The 15146-nt window shown below is 61.8% G+C and carries 16 protein-coding genes; 9 read left to right on the plus strand and 7 right to left on the minus strand.

The genetic code is table 11. From position 1 onward, the window contains the following. The first annotated feature begins 91 nt into the window (after nt 1-91). The 8 genes from crcB (at nt 92) to VWY34_RS18295 (ending at nt 7636) form a co-directional block, all read left to right on the plus strand. Nucleotides 92-472: a fluoride efflux transporter CrcB gene (crcB, locus tag VWY34_RS18260; RefSeq protein ID WP_416542818.1), complete on the plus strand. Its 381-nt coding sequence runs from the start codon at nt 92-94 to the stop codon at nt 470-472. After that, the gene (locus VWY34_RS18265) at nt 469-1515 is read left to right on the plus strand and encodes an RluA family pseudouridine synthase (RefSeq protein ID WP_416535601.1); all 1047 of its coding nucleotides are present in this window, start codon (nt 469-471) and stop codon (nt 1513-1515) included. Before crcB ends, VWY34_RS18265 begins: the two co-directional genes overlap by 4 nt. Before the next feature lie 12 nt (nt 1516-1527). Continuing rightward, complete coding sequence (locus tag VWY34_RS18270; RefSeq protein WP_416544443.1) at nt 1528-2196, plus strand: HAD-IA family hydrolase; 669 nt, start codon at nt 1528-1530, stop codon at nt 2194-2196. A 4-nt stretch (nt 2197-2200) separates the two neighbouring features. Continuing rightward, complete coding sequence (locus tag VWY34_RS18275) at nt 2201-2908, plus strand: ATP12 family chaperone protein (protein WP_416544442.1); 708 nt, start codon at nt 2201-2203, stop codon at nt 2906-2908. 229 nt (nt 2909-3137) lie between these two features. Beyond that, nucleotides 3138-4154 carry an amino acid ABC transporter substrate-binding protein gene (locus VWY34_RS18280; RefSeq protein WP_340546609.1) on the plus strand — a complete coding sequence of 339 codons (1017 nt, stop codon included), beginning with the start codon at nt 3138-3140 and terminating at the stop codon, nt 4152-4154. 143 nt (nt 4155-4297) lie between these two features. After that, a complete protein-coding gene (locus VWY34_RS18285) occupies nt 4298-5530 on the plus strand; it encodes an amino acid ABC transporter permease (protein ID WP_340546610.1) in 1233 nt (410 codons plus the stop codon). 3 nt (nt 5531-5533) lie between these two features. Further along, nucleotides 5534-6832, plus strand: a complete 1299-nt coding sequence (locus VWY34_RS18290; protein ID WP_416549032.1) for an amino acid ABC transporter permease — start codon at nt 5534-5536, stop codon at nt 6830-6832. A 12-nt stretch (nt 6833-6844) separates the two neighbouring features. Further along, entirely contained in the window at nt 6845-7636 is a 792-nt protein-coding gene (locus VWY34_RS18295) for an amino acid ABC transporter ATP-binding protein (RefSeq protein ID WP_340546612.1), read from the plus strand. Between the two features lie 149 nt (nt 7637-7785). Here the strand turns inward: VWY34_RS18295 and VWY34_RS18300 are convergent, their stop codons facing one another. The 4 genes from VWY34_RS18300 to argB all read right to left on the minus strand — a co-directional run bounded on the left by VWY34_RS18300 (nt 7786) and on the right by argB (nt 10790). Continuing rightward, a complete protein-coding gene (locus VWY34_RS18300) occupies nt 7786-8247 on the minus strand; it encodes a DUF411 domain-containing protein (protein ID WP_416535597.1) in 462 nt (153 codons plus the stop codon). Between the two features lie 272 nt (nt 8248-8519). Continuing rightward, a complete protein-coding gene (locus VWY34_RS18305; protein WP_416544440.1) occupies nt 8520-9017 on the minus strand; it encodes a SixA phosphatase family protein in 498 nt (165 codons plus the stop codon). After that, nucleotides 9014-9805, minus strand: coding sequence for a ferredoxin (locus tag VWY34_RS18310; protein WP_416544439.1), 792 nt, complete (start codon nt 9803-9805; stop codon nt 9014-9016). The genes VWY34_RS18305 and VWY34_RS18310 overlap by 4 nt, the downstream gene beginning before the upstream one ends. Before the next feature lie 124 nt (nt 9806-9929). Beyond that, complete coding sequence (gene argB / locus VWY34_RS18315; protein ID WP_416535594.1) at nt 9930-10790, minus strand: acetylglutamate kinase; 861 nt, start codon at nt 10788-10790, stop codon at nt 9930-9932. 229 nt (nt 10791-11019) lie between these two features. Between argB and VWY34_RS18320 the strand changes: the two genes are divergently transcribed. Continuing rightward, entirely contained in the window at nt 11020-11748 is a 729-nt protein-coding gene (locus tag VWY34_RS18320) for an SDR family NAD(P)-dependent oxidoreductase (RefSeq protein WP_416541074.1), read from the plus strand. A gap of 94 nt (nt 11749-11842) precedes the next feature. On the opposite strand, the gene yihA is transcribed toward VWY34_RS18320, so the two are convergent. The 3 genes from yihA to yidC are packed head-to-tail and all read right to left on the minus strand — an operon-like array spanning nt 11843 to nt 15059. Then, the gene (yihA, locus tag VWY34_RS18325) at nt 11843-12493 is read right to left on the minus strand and encodes a ribosome biogenesis GTP-binding protein YihA/YsxC (protein ID WP_340546618.1); all 651 of its coding nucleotides are present in this window, start codon (nt 12491-12493) and stop codon (nt 11843-11845) included. Beyond that, on the minus strand, nt 12493-13245 hold the full coding sequence (locus VWY34_RS18330) for an MOSC domain-containing protein (RefSeq protein ID WP_416544438.1): 753 nt from the start codon (nt 13243-13245) through the stop codon (nt 12493-12495). The genes yihA and VWY34_RS18330 overlap by 1 nt, the downstream gene beginning before the upstream one ends. Further along, nucleotides 13242-15059: a membrane protein insertase YidC gene (gene yidC / locus VWY34_RS18335; protein WP_340546620.1), complete on the minus strand. Its 1818-nt coding sequence runs from the start codon at nt 15057-15059 to the stop codon at nt 13242-13244. Before yidC ends, VWY34_RS18330 begins: the two co-directional genes overlap by 4 nt. Nucleotides 15060-15146: the final 87 nt, after the last annotated feature.

The following is a 15146-nucleotide window of genomic DNA, read 5'->3' on the forward strand; positions in this document are numbered from 1 at the left end:
TGGAAAGATGACGGGCCTGCGCCGTGGCTGCAATGCTGCCATGCAGCGCGCAAAACTTGACATCACCGCGCCAGCCGGCGACAGACCGCAGATGGTTTTTTCGGTTCTATATGTGGCTCTGGGCGGCGCGATCGGCGCGGCCTGCCGCTATCTGGCCGGTTTGGGGATCCACCGCCTGTTCGGGGTGGGAGATTTTCCGGTGGCGATCCTTGCGGTGAATGTGATCGGCTCCTTTGTTATGGGGCTGTTTGTGGTTGCTGCCGCCCATAAGGGGCTGACCCATCTCAGCCCGTTTGTGATGACCGGCCTGCTGGGCGGCTTCACGACGTTTTCGGCCTTCTCGCTTGAGACGGCCACCCTGATCGAGCGCGGCGCCCTGGGGCAGGCTGCGCTATATGTGCTGTTGTCCGTTGGCCTGTCGGTCGGCGGGCTGTTTTTGGGCCTGATGGCCGCCAGAGGAGTGTTCGCATGAGCGGCGTACAGATGATTACTGTCACTGAAGACGACGCAGGCCAGCGCATCGACCGCTGGTTGCGCCGCCTGTTTCCCCATGTGAGCCAGGGCCGCATCGAGAAGATGTGCCGCAAGGGCGAGCTGCGTCTGGATGGGGGCCGGGTCAAGGCCAGTTCCCGCGTCGAGGCCGGGCAGGTGGTGCGGGTGCCGCCGCTTGGCGCCAGCGATCTGAAACCGGCAGAGGCGCCGAGCTACCGGATTTCCGAGGCCGACGCCAAGATGATCCGGGGCTGCGTGATCTACAAGGATGATGCCGTCATCGTGCTGAACAAACCCGCGGGTCTGGCAGTGCAGGGCGGCAGCGGCACCACCAAACATGTCGACGGGCTGAGTGCCGCCTTGCAGTTCGACGCCGAGGAGAAGCCGCGTCTGGTGCACCGGCTGGACAAGGATACCTCCGGTGTTCTGGTGCTGGCGCGCACCCGTCTGGCGGCGCAGTCGCTGACGGCGGCGTTCCGGCATCGTGCCACGCGCAAGATCTACTGGGCGCTGGTGGCGGGCGTGCCGACTCCCTATCTGGGCGAGATCAAATGCGGGCTGGTCAAGGCGCCGGGGCATGGCAAAAGCGGCGAAGGCGAGAAGATGATCGCCATCCATTCCAACGAGGTGGACAGCACACCCGGCGCCAAACGCTCGCATACCCAATATGCCACGCTCTACCGGGTTGCCAGCCGGGCGGCCTGGGTGGCGATGGAGCCGATCACCGGTCGCACCCATCAGCTGCGCGCGCATATGGCCGAGATCGGTCATCCGATTGCGGGCGACGGCAAATACGGCGGCTCGGGGCAGGAGAACCTTGGCGATGGCTGGGGCGCGCAGCTGGGCGGCATCATCTCCAAGAAGCTGCATCTGCACTGCCGCCGTATGGCGTTTGAGCATCCGGTGACGCGCAAGACGCTGTCGATCACCGCGCCCTTGCCCGATCATATGAAGGACAGCTGGGACACCTTTGGCTGGTCCGAAGATCTGGCGGCAGAAGATCCGTTCGAGAGCCTGCAATAAGGGCGCGCGTGGATGAGCCGTGACCTGCGCCTGATCCTCTTTGATGTGGATGGTACGCTGGCCGACAGCCAGGGTGCCATCACCTCGGCGATGGCGGCGGCGTTTGCCGGGGTCGGGCTGGCCCTGCCCAGCCGACAGGACATCCTGTCGATTGTTGGATTGTCCCTGCCGCAGGCGATGGCCGAGCTGGCGCCGGGGCAGAGCGCTGCCGTCCAGGCCGGCTTGGTCGACGGCTATAAATCCGCTTATAAATCGGCCCGTCTGGCGGCGGGCGCGGGGCATTCACCGCTCTATCCCGGGGCGGCGGAGGTGCTGGCGGAGCTGAATGCCGTGCCCGAATACCTGCTGGGGGTGGCCACCGGAAAATCACAGCGCGGGCTGGATGCGCTGATCGCGTCCCATGACCTGCGCTGTTTCGTAACCCGGCAATGTGCCGATCACCACCCGTCGAAACCGCATCCGTCGATGGTGCTGCGGGCGATGGCCGACACCGGGGTGGCACCTGCGCATACGGTGATGATTGGCGACACCAGTTTTGACATCGACATGGGACGCGCAGCCGGGGTGCATACGATTGCGGTCAACTGGGGCTTTCACCCGGCCGAGCGCCTTGGGGCGGATCATATCATCGACAGTTTCGCCGCGCTGGCGCCGCTGTTGCAGGACATCTGGAAAGACTGACGACATGAGCGAGTGGAAACAGAAACGGTTTTGGAAAGAGGTCGCCGTGGCCGAGGCCGAGAGCGGCTTTGCCATCGAGCTGGACAGCCGCCGCGTTAAGACGCCGGCCAAGGCGCCGCTGATCGTTCCGACCCGTGAGATGGGCGATGCAATTGCCGCGGAATGGGACGCGCAGACCGAATCAGTTGACCCTTTGTCGATGCCTATGACGCGTTCTGCGAATGCTGCAATCGACAAGGTGTCGCATCAACATGGCGAAGTGTCGGATATGCTGGCGGATTACGCAGATTCCGATCTTTTGTGCTATCGCGCCGAAATGCCGGTCGAATTGGTGCAGCGTCAGGCCGAGATCTGGGACCCGGCGCTGGACTGGGCTGCGGAAGCGCTGGCGGCCCGGCTGCAGCCGCGCACCGGCATTCTGCATGTGCCCCAGGACCCTGAGGTGCTGCACCGTCTGCGCGGCTTAGTCCATGAAATGACACCCTTTCAGCTGGCGGCCTTCCATGATCTGGTGGCGATGTCGGGCTCTCTGGTGCTGGGGTTTGCGGCCGCACGGGGCTGGCGGCCGACCGATGAAATCTGGGAAATGTCGCGGTTGGACGAGCTGTGGCAGGAGCAGCAATGGGGCCGGGACGACGAGGCTCAGGCCACCGCAGACCTGAAACGCACAGCGTTTTTGCACGCTAAGCGGTTCTACGATTTTTCCTGTTAGCGCAATATATTACCCAGATCGGGGCGCTGCCGCAAAAATCGTTCGCGACCGCAAAAATGTTCGCTATGCGCCCATCGAATTTCCTGATCCCACCCTTGACGTTTGTTGATGAATGCGCCCACACTCGGTCGCGAAATGGGGTCACCCTTGTTTCACCACCTATCTCCGGCATGGCTGGTGCCGGGCAAAAAGAGCCGCCAAATAGGCGGACAATCAGGAAGAGGTAAACATGAAGAATAAGGTAATTTTGGGTGCGCTGACTGTTGCTGGTCTGGCCGCCGGTGCCGCTGCGGCGGGCACGCTGGACGACGTCAAGGCCCGCGGCAAGCTGAACTGCGGTGTGACCACCGGTCTGGTCGGTTTTGCGGCGCCCAATGCCAACGGCGAATGGGAAGGTTTTGACGTTGCTGTCTGCCGCGCGGTTGCTGCGGCTGTTCTGGGCGACTCGACCGCCGTTGAATTCGTGCCGACCACCGGCAAAACCCGCTTCACCGCTCTGGCCTCCGGCGAGATCGACATGCTGGCCCGTAACACCACCTGGACCTTCAGCCGCGACGTCGACCTGAAGTTCGAATTCGTCGGTGTGAACTACTACGACGGTCAGGGCTTCATGGTTCCCAAGGAACTGGGCGTGTCCTCCGCGAAGGAACTGGACGGCGCGACCGTCTGCATCCAGACCGGTACCACCACCGAGCTGAACCTGGCGGATTTCTTCCGTTCCAACAACATTAGCTATGAGCCGGTTCCGATCGAAACCAACGCCGAAGCGCAGCAGCAGTATCTGGCTGGTGCCTGTGACGTTTACACCACCGACGCCTCCGGTCTGGCGGCAACCCGCGCGACCTTCGATGATCCTTCGGCACATGTTCTGCTGCCCGAAATCATCTCCAAAGAGCCGCTCGGCCCGCTGGTTCGCCACGGCGACCACGAGTGGGGCGATGTTGTTCGCTGGAGCCTGATGGCGCTGATCGCAGCTGAAGAGCTGGGCGTGACCTCCGCCAACATCGGTGAAATGGCCGCTGGCACTGAGAACCCGGAAATCAACCGTCTGCTGGGCGCCGAAGGCACCCTGGGCGAGATGCTGGGCCTGTCTGCTGACTGGGCGAAGAACGCAATTGCCGCTGGTGGCAACTACGGCGAAGTCTTTGCAAAGAACATCGGCGAAGACACTCCGATTGGTCTGGCACGTGGTCTGAACGCACAGTGGACCGAAGGTGGCCTGCTCTACGCACCGCCTTTCCGCTAAGATCTACTGAGGAAAGGGCGCAGGACCAACCTGCGCCCTTTTACCTCCCGACCTATCCTAACAAAAACGCTTAAGGTCTGGACGCGAGCAGGGACCCAACCCCGCCGAACAGTCGACCTATAAGCCACGGGGATCACACATTCATGTCAACTCTCACTGACCCTCCAAAGGCACAGTTTCAGCTGTCCATGTTGGTCAACGATACCCGCTATCGTTCGTTGACCTTCCAGGCGATTGCTGCGCTGGTTCTGGCCTTGGCCATCTGGTATCTGGGGAACAACCTTATTCAGAACCTGCGCGCCGCGGGTCTGAATATTTCATACGGGTTCCTTGGGGATCCATCCGGTTACGACATCAACCAGCGTCTGATCGAATACGACAGCCAGTCCAGCCATGCACGTGCTGCTGTGGTCGGCATTCTGAACACGCTGCTGGTGGCCTTTCTCTCCTGTATCACGGCCACCGTCTTTGGTGTGATCGCGGGTGTTCTACGCCTGTCGAACAACTGGCTCGTCTCCAAATTGATGGCCGTTTATGTGGAAATCTTCCGCAATATTCCGGTGCTGATCTGGATCATCATCATTTTCACGATCATGACAGCCGTGATGCCCGGCCCGCGGGAATTCCGCGGTGACGATGCCACGTCGAGCATGGTGTTTGACCTCTTTGCCTTCACCAACCGCGGTGTCTACATCCCGATGCCCTGGTTCGAGAGCGGTCTGTTTGCCTCCACCACGATGAACTGGCTGGTGGTTCTGGCGGCACTGGCGCTGTCCTTCTTCGTGATGCGCAAGGTCGAGACCAACGCGACCAAGACGCAGGAAGAAACAGGCGTGCGCCCCAATACCACATGGATTGGCCTGGGCGTCTGGCTGGTGCCGGTGCTCCTGGTGCTGTTCCTGATGGGTCTGTCCTGGGAAGTGCCGGAGCTGAAAGGCTTCAACTTCACCGGCGGTATCAAAATCGGTGGTCCGCTGATCGCGCTGTGGTTCGCTCTGTCGATCTACACCGGTGCTTTCATCGCGGAAAACGTGCGTGCGGGTATTCAGGCGATCAACAAGGGTCAGACCGAAGCCGCAGCGGCACTGGGTCTGCGTCCCGGCCGGATCATGAATCTGGTGGTGCTGCCGCAGGCGCTGCGCGTCATCATTCCGCCGCTGATCTCCAACTTTCTCAACATCACCAAAAACTCCTCGCTGGCGATTGCCGTTGGTTACGCCGATATCACCGCGACCCTGGGCGGCATCACGCTGAACCAGACCGGCCGTGCAATCGAATGTGTTCTGCTGCTGATGCTGTTCTACCTCACCGCATCGCTGCTGATTTCGATGGTGATGAACGTCTACAACGCATCTGTGAAACTGAAGGAGCGCTGAGACATGAGCGATACACACTCTCAAACTATCGCCTTTGTCCGCGATACGGAAATCCCGCCGGCCCCGCCGCCGGCGCGTGAAACCGGTGCCTATAAATGGATGCGAGAGAACCTGTTCTCCAGCATTCCCAATTCGATCCTGACGCTGGCGGCGCTGGTGCTGATCTATCTGCTGCTGAGCACCACGGTTCCGTGGCTGCTGAACGGTGTATGGACCACCAACTCGCTTGCCGAATGTCGCGAGGTTCTGGATGGCAAGGTTGGCGCCTGTTTCTCGGTCCTGACCGAGCGCTGGAACCAGCTGCTCTATGGGTTCAAATATCCGGCCAGTGAATACTGGCGCCCGAATCTGGCCCTTGTGCTGCTGTTGATTGCGCTGGCACCGGTTCTGTTCTTTGACCTGCCGCGCAAGCTCTTGGCCTTCACCGCGATCTACCCCTTCCTGGCCTTCTGGCTGATCTGGGGTGGTTCCATTCTGGTGCCGATCGTTGCCTTGCTTGGCTTTGTTGCCGCCGGGTTCGTGTTCCAGAAATACGGCAAGGGCAGTTTTGCTCTGGGGTTCTTCGGCGCGATTGTTGCAGCGGTCGTGGTCTGGAATGTCGGTGGCTATCTGATCCCGGAAGGGGCGTCTGACACCGCGATGCTGTCAGCTGTACCCTCGCGCGATCTGGGTGGCTTCATGCTGAACATGATGCTGGGTGTGACCTGCGTGTCGCTGTCGGTGCCGCTGGGTATCGCGCTGGCACTGGGCCGTCAGTCCAACATGCCGCTGATCAAGTGGATCTGCGTCGTCTTCATCGAATTCGTGCGTGGCGTGCCGCTGATCACCCTGTTGTTCGTGGCATCGGTGATGCTGTCCTACTTCTTCCCGCCAGATGCCACCGTGGACCTGTTCCTGCGCGTGGTTATCATGATCACCCTGTTCTCCGCGGCCTATATCGCCGAAGTGATCCGGGGCGGTCTGGCCGCGCTGCCCAATGGGCAGTATGAAGCAGCAGACAGTCTGGGTCTCGACTACCCGCAGGCCATGCGTCTGATCATCCTGCCGCAGGCACTGAAGATCTCGATCCCCGGTATCGTGAACGTGGCCGTTGGCCTGTTCAAGGATACCACACTGGTGTCGGTCATCTCGATGTTCGACCTGGTGGGCATGATCCGGGGCCCAATCCTCGCCTCCACCGAGTGGAACGGCGTCTATTGGGAACTCCTCGGCTTTGCCGCCTTCCTGTTCTTCATCGTCTGCTACGGCATCTCTCAGTACTCACAGTGGCTCGAGCGCCGTCTCGCCACCGATCACCGTTAAGGAGTTCAACATATGTCTGAACTTATGTCTGACCGCGCAATCGACCGCTCGAAAATGCAAGTGAGCGACGAGGTTGCCATTGAAATCAACAATATGAACAAGTGGTACGGTTCGTTCCACGTGCTGCGCGACATCAATCTGACCGTCAATCAGGGCGAGCGGATTGTTATCGCAGGACCCTCGGGGTCCGGCAAATCCACCCTGATCCGCTGCCTCAATGCGCTGGAAGAGCACCAGCAGGGCAAGATCGTGGTGGATGGCACCGAACTGTCGAATGATCTCAAGAACATTGACAAGATCCGGTCAGAGGTTGGCATGGTGTTCCAGCACTTCAACCTGTTCCCGCATCTGACCATTCTGGAAAACTGCACCCTGGCGCCGATCTGGGTCCGCAAGACCCCCAAGAAGGAAGCCGAAGAACGGGCGATGCACTTCCTTGAGAAGGTGAAGATCCCCGAGCAGGCCAATAAATATCCGGGCATGCTCTCCGGTGGTCAGCAGCAGCGTGTGGCGATTGCGCGCAGCCTCTGCATGATGCCGCGCATCATGCTGTTCGATGAACCGACATCGGCGCTCGATCCGGAGATGATCAAGGAGGTGCTCGACACCATGATCGAACTGGCCGAGGAAGGTATGACCATGCTCTGCGTCACCCACGAGATGGGCTTTGCCCGTCAGGTGGCGAACCGTGTGATCTTCATGGATGCGGGTCAGATCGTGGAGCAGAACGAGCCGGAAGAGTTCTTCAACAACCCGCAGAGTGAGCGGACAAAGCTGTTCCTGAGCCAGATTCTCGGCCACTGAGCGCCGCACTAGTGTAAGACGGCCAAGGCCGGGCAGATCTGCCCGGCCTTGGTCATTCTGGGTCGATGCAGGGGGCGCTGCCCCCTGACCCCCGGAGTATTTATCGGAAAGATGACAGGGGCAGAGATGCAAGGGCGCTGTGCCGCGCGTCAGCCGTGCTGGGCAAAGGCCTCGGTGCTGCCGTCTGCCCGGATCAGGAGCGTGGAGAAAGGCTCTTTGCTGTCGCCCATTTCCATCCCCGGTGAGCCAACAGGCATGCCCGGAACCGTGAGGCCCAGGGCATCAGGCCGCTCTGTCAGCAGGCGTTTGATATCGCTGGCGGGGACATGGCCTTCGATCACATAGGGGCCGAGGGTGGCGGTGTGGCAGGAGGCAAGATCATCTGAGATGCCAAGCCGGGATTTCATCTCCCAGAGCTGATCGTCAGGGATATTGCGGACCTCGGTTTTCAGGCCGGCGGCGGTAAGATGCTCCACCCATCCGGTGCAGCAGCCGCAGCTGGGGGATTTCATCACCTTAATCACCGGGTCGTTGATGGCCGTCGCAGCCACCAGCGGTGTGGTGGCCAGCGGCAGGGTTGCAGCGGCGAGAAGGAAGGCGCGGCGGTTCATCTCAAAGGCTCCATTGCTGAGAATGCGGATCTTGGGATCATAGCGGATCTGCGGATGTTCGGCGGCATGGCTTCCCGCGTGGGAGCGACAGCATGTCACAGGATCATATCGCAGCCGCTTTTGTTGTCCTGTCACCTGCGGAGCGACCGCGCCGCGCCAGCGGCGCCATGCCCAACGGGAGCGGTTGCATATTCATGCGACCGCGGCGGGCGGGAGCGCTCGTGGTCTCCCCTGGTTGAAGGGCCGCAGGAGGGCGCACAGGCTGGCCCCTGTCACGCACCAATCAATTCGCGGGGGACGGTGAATTCCACCACCTTGCCGCTGCTCCACGTGAGATCGGCCCAGCTGTCGATATCAAAGCTTGCGATCAGTGTCGCGCCGGTTGGGAAATCATCAAACCGTGAATGATCCGGTGGGTGGCGGACGATGGAATGGGCAAAGGCGGCAAGGCCGGGATTATGGCCCAGGATCAGCACCCGCTTGTGTTCGGCCTCGCGCAGCACCTGAAACAGGATGTCGGCACTGGCGTGATAGAGCCGTTCGATGAACACCGCAGGGGCACCCAGTTCCATCAGCTCGCAGGTTTCACGGGTCCGCTGGGCGGAGGAGGAGATCACCTGATCAGGGATCATTCCGAGCTCGCGCAGCCAGGTGCCAACCGCTGCGGCGGAATGGCGGCCGCGGGTGTTCAGCGGGCGGGCGTGGTCACTGGGGGAGGAGGTGTCCCAGGCGGATTTGGCGTGGCGGGTCAGGATCAGCGTGCAGGTCATTTTATGTGAAAATACCTCATATGATGGGCGGATTGCGCCGGGATACGGTCAGCGCCTGTGCTCAGCGGGCAGGCGCGGCGGGCAAGGCAGCCGGTGGAGAGGCAGGGGGGTCCCTCGGTGCTCTCCAGGTGCCTGTGGCAGGCTGCCAGATCATAGGGGCCGCCCTCTTTCAACGCCGTGACGGGGCAGCGGCTCAGGCAGGGGCGATCCTCACAGCCAAGGCAGGGGGCCAGGGCCAGCGGGGCGGGCGGAAGATCAAAGTGGTGCGCGAAATAGAGGGCGCCGCGAAAGGAAATCATCATGCCATAGCGATCATGCACCAGCATTTGCGACGGCGATGTGAAACTGCGGCCCGAGGCCAGCGCCCAGTCCACGAAGGGCGCATAGGGGGGGCCGGTGAAGGGGTAGGCCGGGATTGCGCCCCAGCTCTGCGCCAGATCACCGATGACCCGGCTGGACCAGCGGTCGACTGGGTCTGCCCTGCCATCGTGATATTCCGGGCTGGTGACAAACCCCGGCCAGAAGGAGGGGGCGGTGCCCAGCAGGATCAGCGTTCCCTGTGGGCCGCTGTCGGTTTCGCTGCCTGTTGCGATGTCCGGTGCCGCCGCTTCGATGAAGCCCCGAAGCTGTCCGGCTGTTGGGTGAAATCCGCCATAGATATCCAGCCCAAGTGCCGCAACAGACCGTTGCAGCCTGTCATAGGTCGGTGTGGGTTCGACAGGGGTGGAGACAGGCACCGATGCAGAGCGGTCTGCAAGGTCCCTGTCCGGGTTTAGGGGGCGGATCATAGGGACAGTCTAGCGCAGGTTGGCGCGTTTCCCTATGGGGATTTCGCAGCCGTAAACCCGTCGCAAAGCGAGACAGCTGGCCCGCGACGGGTGAGATCCGGCCGGTTGGCTGATGTCTGCCGCCTCAGGGACGGATCATCGAACCGGCGCCGTGATCGGTGAAGAGTTCCAGCAGCACGGCATTGGGTACCCGGCCATCAACGATGGTACAGGCCCGCACACCGCTGCGCACGGCGGAGAGCGCGGTTTCCGTCTTCGGGATCATGCCGCCGAGGATCACGCCGTCGCGGGTCATCGCTTCGACATCGGCGGCCTTCAGCTCGGTCACGACATCGCCGTCGCTGTTCTTTACGCCAGACACATCCGTGAGCAGCAGCAGCCGGTCAGCCTTGAGCGATGCGGCGATGGCGCCGGCGGCGGTGTCGCCGTTGATATTGAACGTCTCGCCGTTGGGGCCTGCGCCGATGGGGGCGATCACCGGGATCATATCCTGTTCAAAGAGATGGTTCAGCACGCTTGGATCCATTTCAGACGGGGTGCCGACATAGCCCAGATCCGGGTCGGTCTGGGTGCAGGTGATCAGATTGGCATCCTTGCCGGACAGACCGACAGCAGCGCCGCCCTGGCGGTTGATGGCCTGCACGATACGTTTGTTCACCACGCCGGAGAGCACCATCTCCACCACTTCCATCGTGGCGGCATCGGTGACCCGCTTGCCGTTCACGAAATCGGATTTGATCTGCAGCTTGTCGAGCATGGCATTGATCATCGGGCCGCCGCCATGGACGATCACCGGGTTCACCCCGACCTGACGCATCAGCACGATGTCGCGGGCAAAGGTATCCATGGCCTCGTCGCTGCCCATGGCGTGACCGCCCAGCTTGATCACGACGATGGCGCCGTCATAGCGCTGCAGATAGGGCAGGGCGCTTGAAAGGGTCTCGGCTGTGGCAATCCAATCGCGGTTCATGTCTTGTTTCTTCATCGTTGCAATCCCTGGGACGGGCCGTCCGTCGCAGACGGCGCAGGCGGCTGTGCCATGGGGATTGTGTTACGCGGTTCTGGGCGCGGTGCCAAGCGCCGGCCCTGCATTCGCGGCATTGCAGCTGTCGCAAAGGCTGCTAGGGTCGCCGCGACAGATACCGAAACGGGGCCTGCGGGCTGTGAGGTCAGAGCGGCCTCCGACACGGGCCTGAGGCCAAGGAATGGTAGCCATGCGTAAGAAAACCCTGTTGCTGACCGGTGCAAGCCGCGGCATTGGCCATGCGACGGTGCAGCGGTTCAATGCCGAAGGCTGGCGGGTGATCACCTGTTCGCGCCAGCCGTTTCCGGCGGAATGCCCCTGGGGCGGAGGTGAGGAGAATCACATACAGGTGGACCTGTCCGATCCGACCGACACGATAAACAAGGTGGGTGAAATTCAGGACCTCTTGGGTGGACAGCTGGATGCGCTGGTCAACAATGCGGGCGTGTCCCCCAAGGGTCCGGATGGCGCGCGGCTGAACACGCTGGACACAGATCTGATGACCTGGGGCAAGGTGTTCCACGTGAATTTCTTCTCCTCTGTCGTGCTGGCGCGGGGGTTGAAGGACGAATTGGCGGCGGCCAAGGGCTCGGTTGTCAATGTGACCTCGATCGCGGGCAGCCGGGTGCATCCGTTTGCGGGCGCGGCCTATGCCACCTCGAAGGCGGCGCTGGCGGCGCTGACCCGCGAAATGGCGCATGATTTCGGCCCGCTTGGGGTGCGCGTCAATGCGATTGCGCCGGGCGAGGTGGAGACCGCGATCCTGTCGCCGGGCACCGACAAGATCGTCGAGAAACTGCCGCTGCAACGGCTGGGTCAGCCGGAGGAGGTGGCGGCCGCGATCTATTTCCTGTGTTCGGGCGAAAGCTCCTATATCTCCGGTGCGGAGATTGAAGTGAATGGCGCGCAGCACGTCTGATAGCGGCTCTAATGCGGCTATCAGAGACGAAAACGCCCCCGGGATCGGCTGATCGCGGGGGCGGTTCCATGTGGCGGGCTGCGCAACAGCTGCGTTATTCCAGACCCGCGATGATCGAGCGCAGCGTGGCGATGCCGTCGCCTTTCTCCGAGGAGGTCAGCACGATCTCCGGGTAGGCTGCCGGGTGTTTGGACAGCGCCTTACGGACCTGCTCCATGATTGCGGCGCGGTCCTTGTCCTTGACCTTGTCGGCTTTGGTCATCACGCATTGAAAGGTGACCGCAGAGCTGTCGAGCCGGGTCATGATCTCGTCATCGACGGCTTTGATGCCGTGACGGCTGTCGATCAGCACAAAGGCACGGCGCAGGGTCTGGCGACCGGAGAGATATTGTTTCAGCAGGCGCTGCCATTTCTCGACAATCGGCAGCGGCGCATTGGCGTAACCATAGCCCGGAAGGTCGACCAGATAGAGATCGGGGCCTTGGGTGAAGTAGTTGATTTCCTGTGTGCGCCCCGGCGTGTTGGAGGCCCGCGCCAGACCTTTGGTCCCGGTCAGCGCGTTGATCAGGCTGGATTTGCCCACGTTGGAGCGGCCCGCGAAACAGACCTCGATCCGGTCGGCGGGGGGCAGGCCGGACATGGCGACCACGCCTTTGACAAATTCCGACTGGCCGGCAAACAGCTTGCGGCCTTTTTCGGTCATGATTTCATCTGGCGATTCGGCCAGGGGGAACGGCATCTGCATCAGAGCACCTTTATACTATCGCCGACGCGGATCGCGCCGTCTTTGATGACCTCTGCATAGACAGCGAAGTCCTGGTGACCCCAGGTGTCGCGCAGCGTCTTGAGCGTATCTGCGTCACGCTCGCCGGTCTCGGGGTTGGTTGTGGTGGCCAGACAGCGCACGGTGCGTTCACGGACGGTCAGCACCGCCTCGCCGATCTGCACGTCGCGCCCGATCCAGGTGTTTTCTTCCCAGGCGGTGCCGGTGTCAAACCAGATGTTGCCGCGCCAGCGCTGCGGCGACAGCCCATGGCCAATGGCGGTTTCCACCGCGCGGTGAGACGCCCAGTTGCACAGGCTGATCGACGGGAAATCGCTGTCGGTCATGCCACGGCCCGGAACCCGCAGAATGCGGGCCGAGGCGGCGCGGTCCTCTGGCATCAGGGGGCGCACCCAGTCCAGAAACCGCGGCAGATCCGCCGCGTCATCGGGGCTGAAGCTGAGGTCACCCAGCTGCGGGTGGCTCAGGGTGACCTGGCCCGTGGCCTCGTCATAGCGGGCTTCAAGCGCCATCAGCTGCGGTGCCTTGGCGACACGGCTGAAATTGGCGCAGGGCGCCCAGGCGCTGCCGTCAGCCTTGGAGGCCTCATGCGCAACCGCCCAAACGCGATCGCCGGGCAGACACTGCCCGGCGACCAAAGAGGCGCTCTCCAGCGGCTCCCGACCATGTGATTTGATCGGATGCCGCCAGATATGAGTTATGCCTTCGCTCATTTCTTTTCAGCCTTTGGCGTCTTCTTGAAGCCGGATTTGATGTTGCCGAAGACATCCGGCTTGTAGCCGTGGCTGCGCATGATCAAATACTGCTGCGTGAAGGTGATGGTGTTGTTCGCGATCCAGTAGACCACCAGACCGGAGGCAAAGCCGCCCAGCATGAACATGAAGACCCACGGCATCCAGGCAAAGATCATCTGCTGGGTCGGATCGGTGGGTGCCGGGTTCAGTTTCTGCTGCAACCACATCGAGATACCGAGAAGGATCGGCAGAATCCCGATGAAGATCGTCGCCATCAGCGTGCCCTCGACCGGAGCGGCAAACGGCAGCAGGCCAAAGAGGTTCATGATCGAGGTCGGATCCGGCGCGCTCAGATCCTGGAACGGACCAAAGAAGGGCGCGTGACGCAGTTCCAGCGTCACAAAGATCACCTTGTAGAGCGAGAAGAAGATCGGGATCTGGATCAGGATCGGCAGACAGCCGGCGGCCGGGTTGACCTTTTCCTTCTTGTAGAGCGCCATCATCTCCTGCTGGAGTTTCTGACGGTCGTCGCCCGCCTTCTCCTTGATCTCCTCCATCCGCGGCTGCAGCTCTTTCATCTTCGCCATGGAGGCGTAGGATTTATAAGCCAGCGGGAAAACGAGGAGCTTGATCAGCACGGTCAGGCCGATGATCGCCCAGCCCATGTTACCAATCAACGCGTTCAGCCAGTGCAGAACCGCAAAGATCGGCTTGGTCAGGAAGAAGAACCAGCCCCAGTCGATGCTGTCGAGGAAGCCCTCGATGCCATCTTTCTGGTAGCCGCGAATGGTCGCCCATTCCTTGGCACCGGCAAACAGCATGGTGGTGGCTGCGCTGGTTTCGCCATCGGCGACGGTGACGGTCGGCAGCACGATATCGGTCTGGTAGATGTCGCGGCGCTCATCGAATTTGGCGATGGAGCGGAACGGCTGGCCGGGATCCGGCACCAGGGTCGACATCCAGTAATGATCGGTGAAGCCGATCCAGCCGTTGGTCTCGACTGCGGTCACAGCGGCGCGGGCGCCGGTGCGGGGGTCGATCTCGAAATCGGTCATGTCGTCATAGTCGATTTCGGCCAGGGTGCCGTCGGCCATGCCGATCACGCCTTCATGCAGGATGAAGAAATTCTTCAGGTCCTGCGGCTCACCATGGCGCGCCAGGGTGCCATAGGGCGCCAGCGCCACGGTCGCGCCGGAGGCGTTGGTGACCGACTGGGTGATGGTAAAGAGGTAATCCTCATCCACCGCGATGGTGCGGGTGAAGGTGAGCCCCTTGCCATTATCCCAGCTGAGCGTGACCGGGGTGTCCGGGGTCAGGGTTGCCTCGGTATCGGCCTGCCACAGGGTGTTGGCCCCGGGCACGTCGTCGGGACCCAGCCCGGCACCGGGCGCCCAGCCGTAAAGGGCGTAATAGGCATTGGGATCACCGGCGGGGGACAGCATCTTGACGATGGCGGCACCCTCTTCCAGCGAGACGCGGTAATCCTTGAGAGACAGATCGTCGAGACGCCCGCCTTTCAGGGAAATGCTGCCGGAGACGCGCGGCGTGTCGATGGTGAGACGCGGCGCATCCGCAGCGGCCTCAGCTTCGGCGCTGACATCAGCGCCATCGGTTCCGGCCGCAGGATTGGCCGCAGCAGGCGCGGTCACGACATCGCCTGTGGCGGTTGTCTCCGCGACCACGGCGTCCGGCTGGATCTGCGGCTCTGGTGGGGGGAAAAAGATATACCACCCCAGAATCACCAGGAAGCTAAGCGCGGTTGCGAGAAGAAGGTTCTTGTTCTGATCGTCCATTGGGGACTGCCACCTCGTGTATGGAATGACAGGGTGTGGTTCAACAGAGATGCCCCCCAAAGGTCAAGCGGAATCGCCCCCATCGTG

Source organism: Phaeobacter sp. JH20_02, from assembly GCF_048056915.1.
Lineage (GTDB): Bacteria > Pseudomonadota > Alphaproteobacteria > Rhodobacterales > Rhodobacteraceae > Phaeobacter > Phaeobacter bryozoorum.

Coding starts and splice junctions, on each gene's coding strand:
- crcB (WP_416542818.1), top strand. CDS start 92: ATGGTTTTTTCGGTTCTATATGTGGCTCTGGGCGGCGCGATCGGCGCG.
- VWY34_RS18265 (WP_416535601.1), top strand. CDS start 469: ATGAGCGGCGTACAGATGATTACTGTCACTGAAGACGACGCAGGCCAG.
- VWY34_RS18270 (WP_416544443.1), top strand. CDS start 1,528: ATGAGCCGTGACCTGCGCCTGATCCTCTTTGATGTGGATGGTACGCTG.
- VWY34_RS18275 (WP_416544442.1), top strand. CDS start 2,201: ATGAGCGAGTGGAAACAGAAACGGTTTTGGAAAGAGGTCGCCGTGGCC.
- VWY34_RS18280 (WP_340546609.1), top strand. CDS start 3,138: ATGAAGAATAAGGTAATTTTGGGTGCGCTGACTGTTGCTGGTCTGGCC.
- VWY34_RS18285 (WP_340546610.1), top strand. CDS start 4,298: ATGTCAACTCTCACTGACCCTCCAAAGGCACAGTTTCAGCTGTCCATG.
- VWY34_RS18290 (WP_416549032.1), top strand. CDS start 5,534: ATGAGCGATACACACTCTCAAACTATCGCCTTTGTCCGCGATACGGAA.
- VWY34_RS18295 (WP_340546612.1), top strand. CDS start 6,845: ATGTCTGAACTTATGTCTGACCGCGCAATCGACCGCTCGAAAATGCAA.
- VWY34_RS18300 (WP_416535597.1), bottom strand. CDS start 8,247: ATGAACCGCCGCGCCTTCCTTCTCGCCGCTGCAACCCTGCCGCTGGCC.
- VWY34_RS18305 (WP_416544440.1), bottom strand. CDS start 9,017: ATGACCTGCACGCTGATCCTGACCCGCCACGCCAAATCCGCCTGGGAC.
- VWY34_RS18310 (WP_416544439.1), bottom strand. CDS start 9,805: ATGATCCGCCCCCTAAACCCGGACAGGGACCTTGCAGACCGCTCTGCA.
- argB (WP_416535594.1), bottom strand. CDS start 10,790: ATGAAGAAACAAGACATGAACCGCGATTGGATTGCCACAGCCGAGACC.
- VWY34_RS18320 (WP_416541074.1), top strand. CDS start 11,020: ATGCGTAAGAAAACCCTGTTGCTGACCGGTGCAAGCCGCGGCATTGGC.
- yihA (WP_340546618.1), bottom strand. CDS start 12,493: ATGCAGATGCCGTTCCCCCTGGCCGAATCGCCAGATGAAATCATGACC.
- VWY34_RS18330 (WP_416544438.1), bottom strand. CDS start 13,245: ATGAGCGAAGGCATAACTCATATCTGGCGGCATCCGATCAAATCACAT.
- yidC (WP_340546620.1), bottom strand. CDS start 15,059: ATGGACGATCAGAACAAGAACCTTCTTCTCGCAACCGCGCTTAGCTTC.